Raw genomic sequence first — 15,852 nt, 5'->3', positions numbered from 1 at the left:
CAACGGTGAGGAGGACGAACAAGGGCCGGATCTGTGGGAAGGCGGCTAGGCGCGAGCGGAGCGGCGGGCCGAGTAGCGCCAGAGCAGGAAACCAATCACGGCCGCCGAGACCATGCCCAACGCTCCCGTGACCACCAGTCCGGTGCGGACCCCAAAGTCTTCCGTAAGCCACCCGGCCAGCAAGCCGCCCAAAGCGTGGCCGCCCAGCAGCAGCGGGAAATACAGTGCGAGGACCCTGCCACGCACACTGGCGCCGGCCTCCAGCTGCACCGCGGTTGCTGCGCTGGTGAGGAACACCAGGGTCATGAAGCCCACCACAATGAGCATCACCACGAACCATTCCTGCGTGGGCATCAAGGCAGCGAGAGCCTGCGTCAGGCCGAACAGACCAGCACTGGCCACGATCCCCTTCCGCCCAAATCGCTTGATCCGGGTGGCCACCAGCGCACCTGCCAGTGCCCCCAATGCACTGACAGTATTGAAGAGCCCAAAGCCTGCGGGACCGCTGTGCCACACTCCGTCCGCGAACGCCGCAAGGACTACTGGTCCGTTCATGCCAAAGGCTCCCAGCAAGCCCGCAAGCAGCATGGTCAGCAGCAGGGGCGGACGAGCGATGACGAACCGGAAGCCGGCGAGTACCTGGCCTTTCCGGGCGGTGGGATCGTGCGCTGCGGGAGAATGATGCAGTTCACCCGGCCTGATGGAGGCAATCATCACCAGGACTGCTACGCCAATCAGCGCGTTGGCAGCGAAGGCAGCTGCCGGACCTGAATGGGCGATGACCACGCCTGCCAGCGCCGGGCCGGCCATGGCTCCCAACTGCCCTATGGCACTGTTGAGACCGATTGCGGCGGGCAGTCCGGCATCGCCCACTACCTCGTTGACGAACACCTGCCGAGCCGGTCCATCGATCGCGCTGGTGATTCCCAGGGCAATGCAGGAGGCATAAACCACCCAGACGTCCGTGCCGCCCATCGCGTTCCAAACGGCCAGAGCCGCGGCCAGCAACGCGGCGACGGACTGGCAGACCAGGAGAATGCGGCGTTTGGGGAACAGGTCCACCAGCACTCCGCTGAGGGGACCCACCACCAGCATGGGGAGGAATTGAAGGGCAACGGCGACGCCAACTGCGGCCGGGCTGCCCGTGAGCTGCAGCACCAGCCAGTCTTGGGCGAGCCGCTGCATCCACACCCCGCCACTTCCTACGAGGGAGAGGGTGACGAAGATCCGGTAGTTGTGGTGCCTTAGGGGGTAATGCCAGCTTTCCGCAGCGCGGGCACGCGGGGTGGTGGATTTGGGGCGCAGTGGGAACGGGCGCGGAGACACGGAGTGTTCTGCTCGATTCAGCGGGTTGGGTCAGATTTCAACGATTGGACCGGATTTTGATGGCGGCGGCGGCCAGGACCAAGGTTCCGGGAACGATCACGAACAAGGCCTGCAGCATCCAAACGAAGACGACGGCCATGAAGACCGCGGCGAGCAAGAGAAGCGTACCGGTCCAGTCGCGCAGGGCGTCGGCCTTGGCCTGCGAGTAGGCTTGCGCCCACCGCTGCGGGCCGGGAACGTCGGCGGGTTCCTGACCGGCCTCACCGCTCCAGTTCACTCCGCCGCTCCAGTTGGCGGCGATCCGCAGGAACAGCACGGCCCCCGCTGCGGCCAGGATCAACGTGGCGGGCAGGATCATCGCCCGGCCGGGCAGTTGCCCCACCAGTGCGAGCAACAGGTTCAGGACAATCACGACGGCGGCTACCGCCGTCGTGATTCCCAGCTTCCAACTGCCGGGAAGGGCGCGTCGGAAATTAGCCCACAGGCTGCGGAGGGAATCATCCCTGCCGCTGAGGTGCCTTTCCAGGTGGGCGACGCCGGCCGCATAGGCAGCCGGCGCCGTCATCAAAGGGATGGAAAGGAGGAGCACGATGACTCCCGCCAGGATGGTCTCGGCGAAGAGGGCAAAGCGGTTGACCGGAATCCCGGGGGTCGGCGACGACTTGCCTGTGGCGTTCATGGTGCTCATTTTCTTTGTCCTTAGCCCTTGAGGCCCTGGGTTGAAACGCCTTCGACGATGTAACGCTGGAAGACCAGGAAGAAGACCAGCACGGGAAGGAGCGCCAGGACGGACATGGCGATCATTGCACCGTAGTCCGAGCTCTGGGTCTGGTCTACGAAGAGCCGCAACGCCAACGGGAGCGGATATTTCTCCGGGGTGTTGAGGTAGAGCAACGGGCCCAGAAAATCGTTCCAACTCCAGATGAAGGAGAAAATGGAGGTGGAGATCAGGGCCGGCTTCATCAGCGGAAGCATGATGGACCCGAAGATCCTCACGTGCCCTGCGCCGTCGATCCGGGCCGCTTCGTCAAGTTCAGCCGGAAGGCCTCGCATGAACTGGACCATCAGGAACACGAAGAACGCGTCCGCGGCGAGGAACTTGCCGATCAGCAGCGGCACGTAGGTGTCCACCAAGCCAAGCTGCTGGAACACGATGTACTGCGGGATGATCACCACGTGGAAAGGCAGGAGCAGGGTGGCGATCATCATGCCGAAGAACAGTCCGCGGCCAGGGAAGTTGATCCGGGCGAAGGCGTAAGCGGAGATGGATGCCGAGAGAACGGTTCCCACCACCGCGCCGACGGCCAGGATCAGCGAGTTGGTAAAGAACGTCAGCGTGGAGACGCCACCGATTCCATCCATCGCCGTGACGAAGTTGTCGAAGCTGAAGTTGTTCGACCACAACGCGTTGTTGGCGCCGCCGATCTCGGAGTTCGGCTTGAAGGATGCCGAAATCATCCAGATGGCCGGGTAGAGGACCATAGCCACCAGCGCCAGGGCAACAACGTGGAAGATGGTGCTCTTGATGCGCTTGACTGCGGTGGACTCGGACTTCGGGTTGTACACCGGTGCCGGCGCATTGGGCTTTGTAGGTTGAGGCTGCGTGGGTGTTGCCATGGTTGTCATTTCGAATCACCGCTGTAGTGGACCCAGGACTTGGAGGTCTTGAAGAAGATCAGCGTGATGATGCCGACCACGACTACCAGGAGCCAGGCCATTGCCGAGGCGTAGCCCATGCGGAAGTCGCTGAAACCGCGCAAGTACAGGTAGAGGGTGTAGAAGAGGGTGGATCCGGCAGGGCCGCCTTCACCGTTGGAGATGATGTAGGCCGAAGCGAAGATCTGGAATGCGTGGATGGTTTCCATCAGCAGGTTGAAGAAGATCACCGGCGAAAGCATGGGCCAGGTGATGTTCAGGAACTTGCGGACCGGGCCGGCACCGTCCATCGACGCCGCTTCGTAGAGGTCCGCTGGGATCTGCTTGAGCCCGGCCAGGAAGATCACCATGGGGGCGCCGAACTGCCAGACGGTCAACAGGATCATCATGGGCATGGTCATGGACGGGTTGCCCACCCAGCCGCCAAGGTTGATCCCGAAGAAGGACAGGCCCTGGTCCACCGGGCCGGAGTCACCGAACATCGCCTTCCAGACGATGGCGATGGACACGGACGCACCGATCAGGGACGGTGCGTAGAAGGCCGAGCGGTAGAAACCCTGGCCCTTGCGTTTGCTGTTGAGCAACATGGCAATGGCCAAAGCGGCGGCAAGTTTCAGTGGAGTACCGAAAATGACGTAGTTCAGGGTCACTCCCACCGACTGCAGGAACCGTTCGTCCTGCAAGAGGGTGGTGTAGTTGTCCAAGCCGATCCATTTGGGAGCTTCGAACAGGTTGTAGTTGGTGAAGGAAAGGTACAGCGAGGAAATCATCGGGCCCACGGTGAGGGCGATGAATCCCAGCAGCCAGGGCAACAGGAACGTGTAGCCGGCGCGGGCATCCGCACCCCGCCGCCGCGACTTACGCGGCTGGGGGGAAGCGGACGACGACGAGCGCCTGCTCAAGGTTGGGCTTTGTGTCACGAGATCAGTCCGTCAGTAGGGAAAGCCGGAATCAGGCGCATCCTGATCAGGCGTTCTGCTTGATGAGGTCTTCGGCTTCCTTGAACCATGCATCTGCTGCGCCGTCCAGGGTCAACTTGCCGTAGTTAAGTTCGGAACTAACCCGCTTGAACGAGGCTTCAAGCGTGCCGAAACCGACGATGGGCGGCTCGGGGGCGTCCTTGAGGTACTTCTCGATTGACTTCTCGTAATCCACCACGAGCTTGTCAGTACCTTCGAAGGTGGTGCCGTCGCGCTGGGTCTTCGACGCCGGGACACCGCGGGAGGTCTTGAAGATCTGGCCCACCTCGGGATCGTTGACCATGAAGTCGATGAAGCGGGCAGCGGCGTCCTTGTACTTGGTCTTGGCGCTGGCAACCATGAGCATGGAGGGCTTGAGGAAGAGGCCCAGGTTGTCCGGATCGTCAGAGGGAACCGGCACCAACTTGAGTTCCTTGGCTCCGCTGTCGCCCAGGTAACCAGCCATGAAGTTGTCCCAGGTGACTTCGCTGGCAGTGACGTTGGATCCCATGGCGGACTTGGGGGCGAGCTGGGTGACCCGCTCTTCGGGAACGAGCGCGGGGGTGCCGCGAAGCTCGGCGGTGGTGTTCCACCACTTCTTGAGGTCGTCCTTGGTGAAGCCAAGCTTGCCGTCATCGGTGAAGGCCTGGATGTTGTTCTGGCGCAGCCAGATGTTGTACATCCACCACACACCGGTGTAGTCGGTGCCGCCGTACAACGCGCCGTTACCCTTCTGTCCTACCTCCAACATGAAGGCGTTGAACTCCTTGTAGGTCCACTGTCCATCAGGCTCGGCAACACCCATGCTCTGAAGTTTGGCGGGATCGTAGTACACCGCGAAGGCATTGGTGCTGGTGGGGATGCCATAGGTCTTGCCGCGAATCTGCCCCGAGGGAAGAAGGGACTTGTCGAAGGCGTCCGTGTTGATTTTCACGGTGCTCAGGTCAAGGAGCTGGTTCCGCTGGCCGTAGTCGCGCAGGTAGGAGAGGTCCCATTGCATAACGTCCGGCAAGCCGCCGCCCGCAGCTTCGGTGGCGCGCTTCTGCCAGTATCCGGCGAAGTCGGTGAAGTTGCCGTTGACCTTGACGTCCGGGTTCTTGGACTCGAACAGGGCAATCGCCTTGCGGGTACGTTCTGCCCGGTCATCGTTGCCCCACCAGGTGTAGTTGATGGTGACGGGGTTCTCCGCAGAGCCCGTCTGTCCTGCAGATGAGGATTGGCCACAAGCGGACAGGAACGCGGCAGATGCGGTGCCGAGAGCCACCGTGGTGAGGAATTTCCTTCTATCGAACATAAGAGCCTCCTTGCTCAGTTGGTGCAAGCTTCCGAGTTCTCTACAACGTGGCAGTGACCTCGCTTACACTCCTTCTGAATCGATACAATATCCCTAATGAAGGATCTGGGCAAGCGTTTTCCAAAGATGTTGTTTTCACCGATACGCTGCACCTATACCCTCAGTACCAGCACGGCCAACCTGACGAAGGAGTCCTCTTGACCTCCCCCGAAATCCCAAACCGACCATCCGTCTGGAACAAAATCGACGGTCTCGCCTACGGCGGCGACTACAACCCGGAGCAGTGGCCGGAAGAGATCCGGCATGAGGACATCGAGCTCATGAAGGAAGCCGGGGTCAACTTTCTGAGCGTGGGCATCTTCTCGTGGGGACTCCTGGAACCCACCGAGGGTAACTACGATTTCGGCTGGCTGGACGATGTCATGGACAACCTCCACGGAGCCGGCATCAAGGTGGCTCTGGCAACAGCGACTGCTTCTCCTCCGGCCTGGCTGGCCCGCAAATACCCCGAGATACTACCCGTCACCGCGGAAGGAGTCAGGCTGGAGCGGGGCTCGCGACGCCACTACACGCCGTCGTCATCTGCCTACCGCAGGTACGCCACCGCCATGACGCGCGTGATCGCCGAACGCTACAAAAACCACCCGGGCTTGGCGCTGTGGCACGTGGACAATGAACTCGGCTGCCACGTTGGTGAGTTCCACGGCGAGGAAGACGCCGCCGCTTTCCGGGCATGGCTGGAACGACGATACGGTTCCATCGAGTCCCTCAACGCGGCGTGGGGAACGGCGTTTTGGTCCCAGCACTACGCTTCCTTCGAGGAAGTCATTCCGCCAGGCGCTGCACCCACCACACTCAACCCCGGGCAGCAGCTGGACTTCGCGCGCTTCAATTCCTGGGCGTTCATTGACTACTACCGCGAACTGCTGGCCGTGATCCGGGAAGTCACCCCGGACGTCCCGGCAACCACCAACTTCATGGTTTCCAGCGCTACCAAGGCCTTGGATTACTTCGACTGGTCCAAGGACATGGACGTGATCGCCAACGATCACTACCTCGTGGCCGCTGACCCGGAGCGGGAAATCGAACTCGCGTTCAGCGCGGACCTGACCCGCGGCGTTGCGGGCGGCGAGCCCTGGATCCTCATGGAACACTCGACGTCGGCGGTCAACTGGCAGCCGCACAACCAGCCCAAGATGCCCGGCGAAATGCTCCGAAATTCACTGACGCACGTGGCCCGCGGTGCTGACGCCGTCATGTTCTTCCAGTGGCGGCAAAGCAAGGCCGGCTCGGAAAAGTTCCACTCGGCCATGGTTCCCCACGGCGGCCGCGACACGCAGGTGTGGCGGAACGTTGTGGACCTCGGCGACGCGTTGTCCAAACTGGAACCCGTCAAGGGTTCGCGCGTCGAATCGCGCGTTGCGATCGTTTTCGATTACGAAGCCTGGTGGGCTTCTGAACTGGACTCGCACCCGAACAATTCGCTGAAATACCTGGACACCATGCGGGCGTTCCACCGCTCGTTGTACCTGCGGGGCATCACCGCGGACTTCGTCCACCCGTCCGCAGACTTGTCCGGATATGACCTCATCCTGGTGTGCACTTTGTACGCCGTCACCGACGCAGCGGCCGCCTCCATTGCTGCCGCAGCGGAGGCCGGCGCCACGGTGCTCATCAGCTACTTCAGTGGCATCGTTGACGAACAGGATCACGTCCGGCTGGGCGGCTACCCGGGCGCTTTCCGCGAACTGTTGGGGGTCCGGAGCGAGGAATTTCACCCGCTCTTCCCAGGCACCTCGGTCACGTTGAGCAACGGAACAGTCGGATCTGTATGGAGCGAACACGTGCGCGCTGCCGGGGAGACGGAAGTACTGGCAACCTTCACCGATTACCCGCTCGGCGATGTCCCGGCCCTGACGCGGCGCGGCGTGGGCGCCGGTACAGCCTGGTACCTCGCAACTCTTCCCGACGCCGAGGGCATCGACGCACTCACCGTCCGGCTGCTGGCCGAAGCAGGGGTGACGTCCGTGACCGAAGTGACTTCCGGCGTCGAACTCGTCCGGCGTCGCCGCGCCGACGGCAGCAGCTTCCTGTTCGCCATCAACCACAGCCGGGAAGACGTCACGGTGAAGGCCGACGGCGCCGAACTGCTCAGCGGCGAACGTTTCACCGGGGTTGTACCCGCCGGAGCCGTGGCCGTCATCGCGGAAGACTTCGGATAGGGCACGCACAAAACCGCGCCCCGGGCGGATCACGAATGATTCGCCCGGGGCGCGGTTCCTTATTGGAAAAAGCTAGCTGATCGCGGACTTCATTTCGTCCACGGCCTTCTTTCCGGCTTCCTCTGTTGAGAGCCTGTCGAACAGGACTTCGGAGGTGTAGCGCTTCACAATTTCCTGGATAGCACCGGCACCCTTAGGCGGTGCGGCCGGTGCGTCGCCAAGCTCTTCCTTGATGCCGGCGATGAAGTCCACCACCTTCACATCCGCCTTCGCGAGCTTGGGAGCGATAGCGTCGCGAACTTCGGAGTTGGGGTAAACGCCGCGGTCTGCCAGAAGTGCTTCGCCGGCCTTGACGTTGTTGGTCAGGAAGTCGATGAACTTGGCCGTCTCTTCAGGGTGCTTGGTGCGCGAAGACGCGGACCAGAACTGGGAGGCCTTGTACCAAAGCTCCGCGTCATCGGCCTTGCCCGTCTTGGACGGGAAGCGCAGGATCTGCAGTTCGCCGCCGGCAGCCTTTTCAAGGGCCGGAAGCTGGTTGGACCACCAGAAGGCCAAACCATTCTTGCCGGTTGCCAGGCCACTCTGGTCAAGTGGAGCTGCCTCAGCCTCAACAACCTCTGATGCGGACGGGACTGCCTTCTTTTCGCTGAGTTGCTTCAGGAAAGCCCACCATTCGGCGATGTCCGAGGGCTCGAAGCCAAGCTTGCCGTCAGAGGTATAGAGGGACTTGCCGTTCTGGCGCAACCACACACCCAGCGAGGCCTCGTCAGTGCCGTAGGCAGCCGCACCGTAGGTTCCCTTGGGCGACTTGGCGGTGACCTCGGCGGAGACGCGCTCGAAGTCTTCCCACGTCCAGGTCTTGTCGTCGGGGATGGCGACGCCGGCGGCCTGGAAGACCGCGGGGTTGGCCAGAATGGTAGCTGCGTTAATACCTGCAGCGATGCCGGTCAGGCCCTTCTCGCCCTTGCCCGCATCCAAGGCAGCGGCATCCAGCTTGGAGGTGTCAATGTCGTACTTGGAGAGATCAAGCAGCGCGCCGCGGGTGGAGTACTCGGTAATGTACTTCTCGTCCATCTGGATGATGTCCGGAGCATCATTGGCGGCAACCTGGGTGGCCAGCTTGTCCCAGTAGCCGCTCCAGTCGCCGTACTCGGGCTTGATCTTGATGTTGGGGTTCTCGGCTTCGAAGGCCGCAATAGCCTCTTGCGTTACCTGGGCGCGCTTGTCGCCGCCCCACCATGCGAAGCGAAGCTCCACTTTTCCATCGGCACTCTTCGTTTCGGACCCTCCGCCACCACCGCAGGCAGTGAGGGCGAGGACTGCGGCAGCTGTGGCCGCTACGAGGGCGGAGGCGCGAAGCTTGCGCTTGGCCTTCGGCGCTGAGGTGCGGGTCTGTGAGGCAGCTGCGGAGGCGGCTGCTTCACCCTTTGAATTTACCGGCACTGATGTCTCCGATCTTCTTTGATCCTGATGCAAACTGAGAAAGCGTTTTCCCGCTGCGATTATGATACAAGTCACAATCTTGTATTACAAGACACCGACTTGTTCTAGTTGTTTTATTTGATGCCCGTGGTGGCGATGCCCTTGATGAGGAACCGCTGGCCGAAGAGGAAGACCAGGAACACCGGCAGCAGGGAAACGATGGACATCGCAAAGAGCGATCCCCAGCTGGTTGCCGACTGTGAGTCAACAAAGGCGCGAAGGGCTACCGGAACAGTGAACATATCCGGGTCCGTGAGGTAGATGAGGGCGCCGAAGAAGTCGTTCCAGGTCCAGATGAACGTGAAGATGGTGGTGGTGGCCAAGGCCGGGACCATCAGGGGCAGGATCACGCGGAGGAAGATCCTGGGGTGACCGGCGCCGTCAATGCGTGCAGCCTCGTCGAGATCCTTGGGAATCCCGCGGATGAACTGGACCATGAGGAACACAAAGAACGCGTCCGTTGCCAAGAGTTTGGGCACGATCAGCGGCCAGAACGTGTTCACCCAGCCGATCTGCGAGAACAGGATGTACTGCGGCACAATCACCACGTGGAACGGCAGCATGATGGTCAGCAGCATGATTCCAAAGAAGATCTTCTTGCCACTGAACTGCAGCCGTGCGAAAGCGTAGGCGGCCATGGAGCAGGAGATCAGGTTTCCCAGAATCGAGCCAAGAACCACAATGGCCGAGTTGATCATGTAGTGCCCGAACGGGTGCGTCAGGGCGGACCAGCCATCGGTGTAGTTGCTCATCTCCAGGGACTCCAGCCACAGGCCGGGTTCGCGGAAGATGAGGTCGTTGGGGCGCAGGGACGAGACCACCATCCACAGCAGCGGATAGATCATCACCGCGCCCACAATGATCAGGATGGCATGCTTCACCAGGCCCTTGATGCGGGCGCTGCGGCTGAAGGCCAGGCTACCTGGGGATTCGCGGCGTCGCGGGCTCTTTCCGTCCTTGCGTGGGGAAGAACCGGACGCGGCGGGGAGGGTCTGGAGTTTAGTCATCGTAGAACACCCAATACTTTGAAGCGATGAAGTTGATGGCGGTGAAGACACCGATGATGACCAGCAGGAACCAGGCCATCGCTGAGGCGTAGCCCATATCAAACTGGCCGAAGCCTTTTTGGTAGAGGTACAGGGTGAAGAACATGGTGGAGTCGGACGGGCCGCCGTTGCCGCCGGAGACGATGAACGCCTGCGTGAACGACTGGAAGGATCCGATGATCTGAAGCACCAGGTTGAAGAAGATGATGGGGCTCAACATCGGCAGGGTGATCCGCCAAAACTGCTGCAACGTGGTTGCGCCATCTACCTTGGCTGCCTCGTAGTACATCACCGGGATTTGGCGAAGGCCGGCCAGGAAGATGATCATGGGGCTGCCGAAGGTCCAGACGTGCAGCAGGATGATGGAGCCAAGAGCTGTGTTGGGATCGGAGATCCAACCGGGTCCCTCGATGCCGACCATCGCCAAGACCTGGTTCACCAAGCCGGTGGTGCCGAAGATCTGCTTCCACAGGATGGCAACTGCCACCGATCCGCCCAGCAGGGACGGCAAGTAGAAGATGGAGCGGTAGAACGGAAGGCCGCGCAGGCCCTTGTCCAGGACCAAGGCGATCAGCAGGGCCACACCCAACTGGAGCGGCACACCCACCAGCACGTACGTGAACGTGACGCGAAGGGAATTGTGGAGGCGGGCATCGCCGAACATCCGGATGAAGTTATCCAGCCCCACCCATTCCGGCGGCTGCAGGAGGTTGTAGTCCGTGAAGGACAGGTACAAGGACATCAGCATGGGTCCCACAGTGATGGCTACCAAGCCGATCAGCCACGGGAGGAGGAAGATGTAGGCCGCTTTGTTGTCGCGGCCGTTCGCCTTCTTCTCCTCTTTGGTCATGGGACCCTTGCGCCGGGTCATCGTGGAGAGTTCGCCTATAGCGCTCATTGCCTCCCCCTCGCCGGAGCGCGAACGCCTTGCGGCGTCCCCGTGCGTAGTACAGCGGCCATGTGGTCTCCTTTGGTCATCGTGGCCATCCACGGAGTTCGAGTCTGGTTGGTGCTTGCCGTCCGGACGCCGCCGATCTACTGGCGCTACCCGTGAATTGCCAGGATTGGGGTCCGGACGTTCAGCGGCTCCGTATCAAAGTAAACGTTTTCTTGACCCTTGTACAGCCTTTTGCTAATTTTTGAGAAAGCGTTTTCTTGCAAAGCTGCCTGAACTCGTTTTCCACGCTGACGAAGCCCGGCGTGCACTGCAGCACACCTTCCGCATTCGATAAGGCAGGACACTATTGTTCCCCACCGACTCCGCCTGCCATGACCACCGCTGACATGGCTGCATCCCCCACCCGACCCAGCGCGCTGGCTAATTATGAGGATTGGCCGGCCTACGTTGCCCGGCACCGGCTCACCGCTGACCCCACCGTTGACTCAGTGGAAGCCAGGCAACTCGCCGACACACTTGGCGTGCCCGCCGTAACACCGGACCTTCAGTACTCTGTACTGGCCGAAACGGAGCACGACGGCGTTATCACCTCGCGCTTGGAGTGGAAGTTGGGTTTCGGCCCGGCTACGTCCGCCTGGTTCGTGCGACCGGCCGGTGCCTCCGGTCCGCTTCCCGGGCTGCTCGCCCTCCACTGCCATGGCGGGATCAAGGCCTACGGTGCTGAGCGGCTTGTACGGTTCGCTCACGAAACGGACCATCACGACGGAGGCGCCCCCCTTGGCGGCAGGCCCGGCGGTCTGGGGCCCAGCGATCCAGAGCCTGGCGGTGTAGGGCCCGGCGGAGTGGAACCCGGCAATGCCGCAGATTCTCCTGCAAGGAGCTTGCCGCCCTTGGATGTCAGGGCAAAGCTCTACGGCGGCCGGGCACTCGCCACGTGGTTGGCTCAGCAGGGCTTCGCCGTCCTCGCTCACGACACCTTCATGTGGGGCAGCCGCCGCTTCGGACTCGATCCCCTTCCTTGGCGGACTGCCAACGCCGTCAACGGCCAGCAGGCACAGCGGCGGGAGGCCGGCGTCGAACTTTCCGCGGCGGAACGTTACGACGCTGCGGCGGCCGCCCATGAGGAAACCGTGGCGAAAGCGGCAACGCTCATGGGCACTACCGTTGCCGGGACCGTTGCGCATGACGACCTCGCGGCCTTGGGCGTCCTCGCGTCGCTGCCTGGCGTGGACGTGGATCGGCTCGGTTGTCTGGGCTTCTCCGGCGGCGGCGGACGGGCAATGGTGCTTGGAGCCTTGAGCCCGTTGATCCGCAGCTACGTGGTCGCGTGCATGATGACCACGTTCGAGTCACTCCTGCCCGCGTACCTGGACGCACACTCCTGGTTGCTGCACTCCCCCGGCCTGGCGAGGTTGGGCGACTGGCCGGACCTCGCCGTCCGTTCCACAGCCGAAAGAATGCTGTTCCAGTACGCCCTGGAAGACCCCCTTTTCCCGGAACAGGGAATGCGCGATGCCCACCAGCATCTGCAAAGGGACCTCCGGGCCCGCTACACGGGCAGCTTTTGGCAGGAACCCCACGTCTTCACCCGGGCCATGCAGGACGAAGCCGCCGCGTTCCTCACCTCGGCGTTACACCCCCGCAAACCCGCCAGTACCCACGCACCTGATCCCGCTAGGACAGCCTCATGACACAACCCTTGACCGCCACCACAACGGAGGGCATCGCCCGGCTCCCCCGCATCGCACTGGTGGGCGTGCACGGCTTCGGCGAACGACACCTGGACAACCTTGGCCGGCTCAGTGCCAACGGTGCGCTGAAGCTGGTGGCCGTCGCCGATCCACTACCCCCGGCAGACGGAACGCTTGGCCCGGACGTGAACGTCTTCTCTTCCCTTGACGAGCTCCTGGCTGCAGGAACCACCCCGGACGTAGTCATCGTCTCCACACCCATCCAAACCCACGCTCCGCTTGCTCTCGCTGCCCTCAATGCAGGTGCCCACGTGTACCTGGAAAAACCACCGGTGGCCTCCATGGCGCAGTTTGAGGACGTCATGGCAGCGGCCGCGAGCGCCGGCCGTCTGGTGCAGGTGGGTTTCCAGAGCCTGGGTTCAGCGGCCCTGCCCGCGATCGAAGCCATGGTGGCTTCCGGCGAGATCGGCGACGTCCGCGGCATTAGCGCCACGGGGATGTGGCTGCGGTGCAAGGCGTATTTCCAGCGGTCACGGTGGGCCGGCAAGCGAAGCCTCAACGGGACGGACGTAGTGGACGGAGTGGCCACCAACGCCTTGGCTCACGCTGTGGCTACCGGTCTGCGGCTGGCCGGGGCGCGGACCGTGGCCGACGTTGAATCCGTGGACGCGGACCTTTACCGTGCCAACAACACCGAGAGCGACGACACCTCCGTGGTGCGGGTCCGCACGACGGAAGGTACCGTACTGACGTGCGCCCTGACGCTGTGCGCACCCGTGCAGTCCGCGCCATCGGTCACCATTTACGGGACCCTCGGGCAACTCACACTCTTCTACACGGAGGACCGCTTGGAGATCACCTCTCCTCAGGGCACTCGGACGGAGACGTTCGGGCGGACCGACCTGTTGGAGAACCTGCTGGCTGCCCGCACGGAGGAGGATCTCCTTAGCCCACTGTCCGGGTCGGGTGCCTACGTTTCTGTCCTGGAGGCTATCCGTACGGCAGACTCACCCCGACAGATCCACCCGGACTCCGTCACCTGGGAGGGCGAAGGCGATGCCGCCCACCCCGTGGTCCATGGCATCGAATCGCTGATCCGGCGGGCAGCCTTGGGGCAGGCCACGTTCGCTGAGCTGGGAGCGCCCTGGACTGTATCCGGCGAGACCGCCCCGGATACTAACGGCACTCTGGATATTGACGGAAGTCTGCACATTAACGGAACACCGGTCGCTACGCTGCAGGACGGTTCCCGGATCCGGCCTACGTCGTCGCCGCGGCCTTACCTGCACCCCGTGCGAACCCTTGCGGGAACAGTAGTCACCGACCACATCCCGGAGGACCACGTGTGGCATTTGGGAGCGGGCGTCGCCCTCCAGGATGTTGACGGCGTCAACTTCTGGGGCGGCCGGACCTACACCCGGGACGCCGGGGCATACGTGTGGCGCAAGGATCATGGTCGGATCGTCACGGAGTCCGCAGAGCATAGTGAGGGACACCGGCGCGAACAGCTGAGCTGGCTCGGGCCGGACGGCGCACCGGTACTCCGCGAACAGCGCGAGTGGCGCTGGTCCGCCGTCGGGACTTCAGCGTGGAAGCTGACGCTGGACTTCACGTTGGAATCAGCCACAGGACGCCCGGTACTGCTGGGCAGCCCCGGCTCCAATGGGCGGCCGCAGGGCGGTTATGGCGGCTTCTTCTGGCGGCTCCCGAAGGTTGGCGACGCTACTATTTGGACGCCGGACGCGCGGGGCGAGGACGCCGTGCACGGCACCACGGCGCCATGGCTGGCGTGGTCCGGAACGTTCGACGCCGGAACAGCCAACCCTGCCCATGTCACCGGCGACCCCGGGCTGGGGCACCCGGCAACTCTGGTATTCCTGGCCTCACCGCAGGCACCTGACCCGTGGTTCGTAAGGCACTCGGGATACCCCGGCGTCGGGCTGTCCTTGGCCTGGGACGCCCCGGTGACCACCGAACCGGGTCACCCTGTCCACAGGACCGTGACGGTCGTCGTCACGGACGGCTTTCTGGCCACACAAGACATTGAACAACTCATCACAACTTTGGGGGAACCGGCATGACCACACCTACTCAATTCACGCCAGCTCCGGCCACAGTCACTGCGCCCGGCAACGTCGCCGACCGCGCAGTGAAGCGCCAGCGGGTCCTGGACATCATGGACGCTGCCGGTCGCGACTCGCTCTTGCTGACATCCAACACGGCCCTCACCTGGTACTTGGACGGCAGCCGGGTGCACATCAGCCTGGCCGGCGACCCCATCGCGGCCCTCTTGGTGGACCGCTCCGGCGACCACCTGGTGACGTTCAACAACGAGGCCGAACGGATCGCAGCTGAGGAGCTCCCGCACGGTGTCAGCCTGGACACGGTTCCATGGAATGGCCAGTTGCATGCCTTCACGGCCGGGCTGGCCCTCGACGGCAACCCGGTGGTGGAGGCGGCTGTCACCGCGGAACTGCGTGCGGCCCGCCAGCAACTCCTGCCAGGCGAGAAGGCCCGCTACGCCCAACTTTCCGCCGACGCAGCCGCCGCCATGACCGACGTGCTCACTGCCGCGACGCCGGAGACCACGGAATTCCAGATCGTCTCGAAACTCGCCGCACGGATTGTTTCGGTAGGCGCCGAGCCACTCGTCCTGCTCTGCAACGGAACCTCCCGCAGCGACTTCCGCCATCCCCTCGCCACACACACCCCTATCGGACGCCGCGCCATGGCTGTGGTCTGTGCTCGGCGGAACGGCTTGGTTGCCAACGTCACCCGTTGGGTAGCGTTCGACGCCGGCACTCCCCAGGAGCTCGACGCCGAGGCCCGCATCGCCGCAGTTGAGGCCGACATCTTCCGGGCCACGATTCCCGGAGCGAAGCTCAACGAGGTCTTCGCCGAAATCAAGCGGGCCTACGCCCGGCACGGCTTCGGCGAGGACCAGTGGACGCTTCACCACCAAGGCGGGCCAGCCGGTTACGCAGGCCGCGATCCCCGGGTCACCGCAGAGGTCACGGATACGGTGGTGCTCAACCAGCCCTTCACGTGGAACCCGTCCGGCCCCGGCGTGAAGATCGAGGACACTGTGCTGCTGACGGATTCCGGCCTGCGGGTCCTCACCACTGACGACCGTTGGCCGACCACCCAGGTGGACGGCCGCCGTCGTCCGCTGACCCTGCGTCCGTAGCGCCCACACCGAATCCAAACCACGCGAAAGGGGCGGGGCCACCGTGATGGTGACCCCGCCCCCTTTCGTGCGCGGCTACCCAACGCGCGGG

General features: G+C 63.1%; 12 protein-coding genes. 4 read left to right on the top strand and 8 right to left on the bottom strand.

What is annotated here, in order from left to right:
- Positions 1-45: 45 nt before the first annotated feature.
- From J7I86_RS06545 to J7I86_RS06525, 5 genes are read right to left on the bottom strand one after another with little or no spacing between them, the layout of a single operon-like run.
- The gene (locus J7I86_RS06545; RefSeq protein WP_214817755.1) at positions 46-1,326 is read right to left on the bottom strand and encodes an MFS transporter; all 1,281 of its coding nucleotides are present in this window, start codon (positions 1,324-1,326) and stop codon (positions 46-48) included.
- A 37-nt stretch (positions 1,327-1,363) separates the two neighbouring features.
- Positions 1,364-2,005 carry a Poxvirus protein I5 gene (locus tag J7I86_RS06540; RefSeq protein ID WP_214819578.1) on the bottom strand — a complete coding sequence of 214 codons (642 nt, stop codon included), beginning with the start codon at positions 2,003-2,005 and terminating at the stop codon, positions 1,364-1,366.
- 20 nt (positions 2,006-2,025) lie between these two features.
- Positions 2,026-2,952: a carbohydrate ABC transporter permease gene (locus tag J7I86_RS06535; RefSeq protein ID WP_214817753.1), complete on the bottom strand. Its 927-nt coding sequence runs from the start codon at positions 2,950-2,952 to the stop codon at positions 2,026-2,028.
- Positions 2,949-3,902, bottom strand: a complete 954-nt coding sequence (locus tag J7I86_RS06530; RefSeq protein WP_214817751.1) for a carbohydrate ABC transporter permease — start codon at positions 3,900-3,902, stop codon at positions 2,949-2,951. The genes J7I86_RS06535 and J7I86_RS06530 overlap by 4 nt, the downstream gene beginning before the upstream one ends.
- Positions 3,903-3,948: 46 nt before the next feature.
- On the bottom strand, positions 3,949-5,235 hold the full coding sequence (locus tag J7I86_RS06525) for an ABC transporter substrate-binding protein (protein WP_214817748.1): 1,287 nt from the start codon (positions 5,233-5,235) through the stop codon (positions 3,949-3,951).
- Between the two features lie 197 nt (positions 5,236-5,432).
- Between J7I86_RS06525 and J7I86_RS06520 the strand changes: the two genes are divergently transcribed.
- On the top strand, positions 5,433-7,457 hold the full coding sequence (locus J7I86_RS06520; RefSeq protein ID WP_214817745.1) for a beta-galactosidase: 2,025 nt from the start codon (positions 5,433-5,435) through the stop codon (positions 7,455-7,457).
- Between the two features lie 72 nt (positions 7,458-7,529).
- Here the strand turns inward: J7I86_RS06520 and J7I86_RS06515 are convergent, their stop codons facing one another.
- The 3 genes from J7I86_RS06515 to J7I86_RS06505 form a co-directional block, all read right to left on the bottom strand.
- Entirely contained in the window at positions 7,530-8,900 is a 1,371-nt protein-coding gene (locus tag J7I86_RS06515) for an ABC transporter substrate-binding protein (RefSeq protein ID WP_214817742.1), read from the bottom strand.
- 113 nt (positions 8,901-9,013) lie between these two features.
- The gene (locus tag J7I86_RS06510; RefSeq protein ID WP_214817740.1) at positions 9,014-9,946 is read right to left on the bottom strand and encodes a carbohydrate ABC transporter permease; all 933 of its coding nucleotides are present in this window, start codon (positions 9,944-9,946) and stop codon (positions 9,014-9,016) included.
- A complete protein-coding gene (locus J7I86_RS06505) occupies positions 9,939-10,883 on the bottom strand; it encodes a carbohydrate ABC transporter permease (RefSeq protein ID WP_214817738.1) in 945 nt (314 codons plus the stop codon). The genes J7I86_RS06510 and J7I86_RS06505 overlap by 8 nt, the downstream gene beginning before the upstream one ends.
- Before the next feature lie 371 nt (positions 10,884-11,254).
- Here J7I86_RS06505 and J7I86_RS06500 point away from each other — a divergent pair, with 371 nt between their 5' ends.
- Genes J7I86_RS06500 through J7I86_RS06490 form a run of 3 tightly spaced genes read left to right on the top strand, consistent with a single transcriptional unit; the run spans position 11,255 to position 15,761 of the window.
- A complete protein-coding gene (locus tag J7I86_RS06500; RefSeq protein WP_286179440.1) occupies positions 11,255-12,574 on the top strand; it encodes an acetylesterase in 1,320 nt (439 codons plus the stop codon).
- On the top strand, positions 12,571-14,655 hold the full coding sequence (locus J7I86_RS06495; RefSeq protein ID WP_214817736.1) for a DUF6807 family protein: 2,085 nt from the start codon (positions 12,571-12,573) through the stop codon (positions 14,653-14,655). Before J7I86_RS06500 ends, J7I86_RS06495 begins: the two co-directional genes overlap by 4 nt.
- On the top strand, positions 14,652-15,761 hold the full coding sequence (locus J7I86_RS06490; protein ID WP_214817725.1) for a Xaa-Pro peptidase family protein: 1,110 nt from the start codon (positions 14,652-14,654) through the stop codon (positions 15,759-15,761). Before J7I86_RS06495 ends, J7I86_RS06490 begins: the two co-directional genes overlap by 4 nt.
- Positions 15,762-15,852 lie beyond the last annotated feature (91 nt).

It is taken from the genome of Arthrobacter sp. ISL-95 (genome assembly GCF_018613695.1).
Taxonomy (GTDB): Bacteria; Actinomycetota; Actinomycetes; order Actinomycetales; family Micrococcaceae; genus Arthrobacter.
The sequence above is the reverse complement of the archived record's forward strand: the minus strand, read 5'-3'. Positions and strand labels throughout refer to the sequence as shown.

Bases quoted from the DNA above. Each gene is read 5' to 3' on its own strand.
- J7I86_RS06510 (WP_214817740.1), bottom strand. From the start codon at position 9,946: ATGACTAAACTCCAGACCCTCCCCGCCGCGTCCGGTTCTTCCCCACGC.
- J7I86_RS06540 (WP_214819578.1), bottom strand. From the start codon at position 2,005: ATGAACGCCACAGGCAAGTCGTCGCCGACCCCCGGGATTCCGGTCAAC.
- J7I86_RS06490 (WP_214817725.1), top strand. From the start codon at position 14,652: ATGACCACACCTACTCAATTCACGCCAGCTCCGGCCACAGTCACTGCG.
- J7I86_RS06525 (WP_214817748.1), bottom strand. From the start codon at position 5,235: ATGTTCGATAGAAGGAAATTCCTCACCACGGTGGCTCTCGGCACCGCA.
- J7I86_RS06500 (WP_286179440.1), top strand. From the start codon at position 11,255: ATGACCACCGCTGACATGGCTGCATCCCCCACCCGACCCAGCGCGCTG.
- J7I86_RS06495 (WP_214817736.1), top strand. From the start codon at position 12,571: ATGACACAACCCTTGACCGCCACCACAACGGAGGGCATCGCCCGGCTC.
- J7I86_RS06505 (WP_214817738.1), bottom strand. From the start codon at position 10,883: ATGAGCGCTATAGGCGAACTCTCCACGATGACCCGGCGCAAGGGTCCC.
- J7I86_RS06535 (WP_214817753.1), bottom strand. From the start codon at position 2,952: ATGACAACCATGGCAACACCCACGCAGCCTCAACCTACAAAGCCCAAT.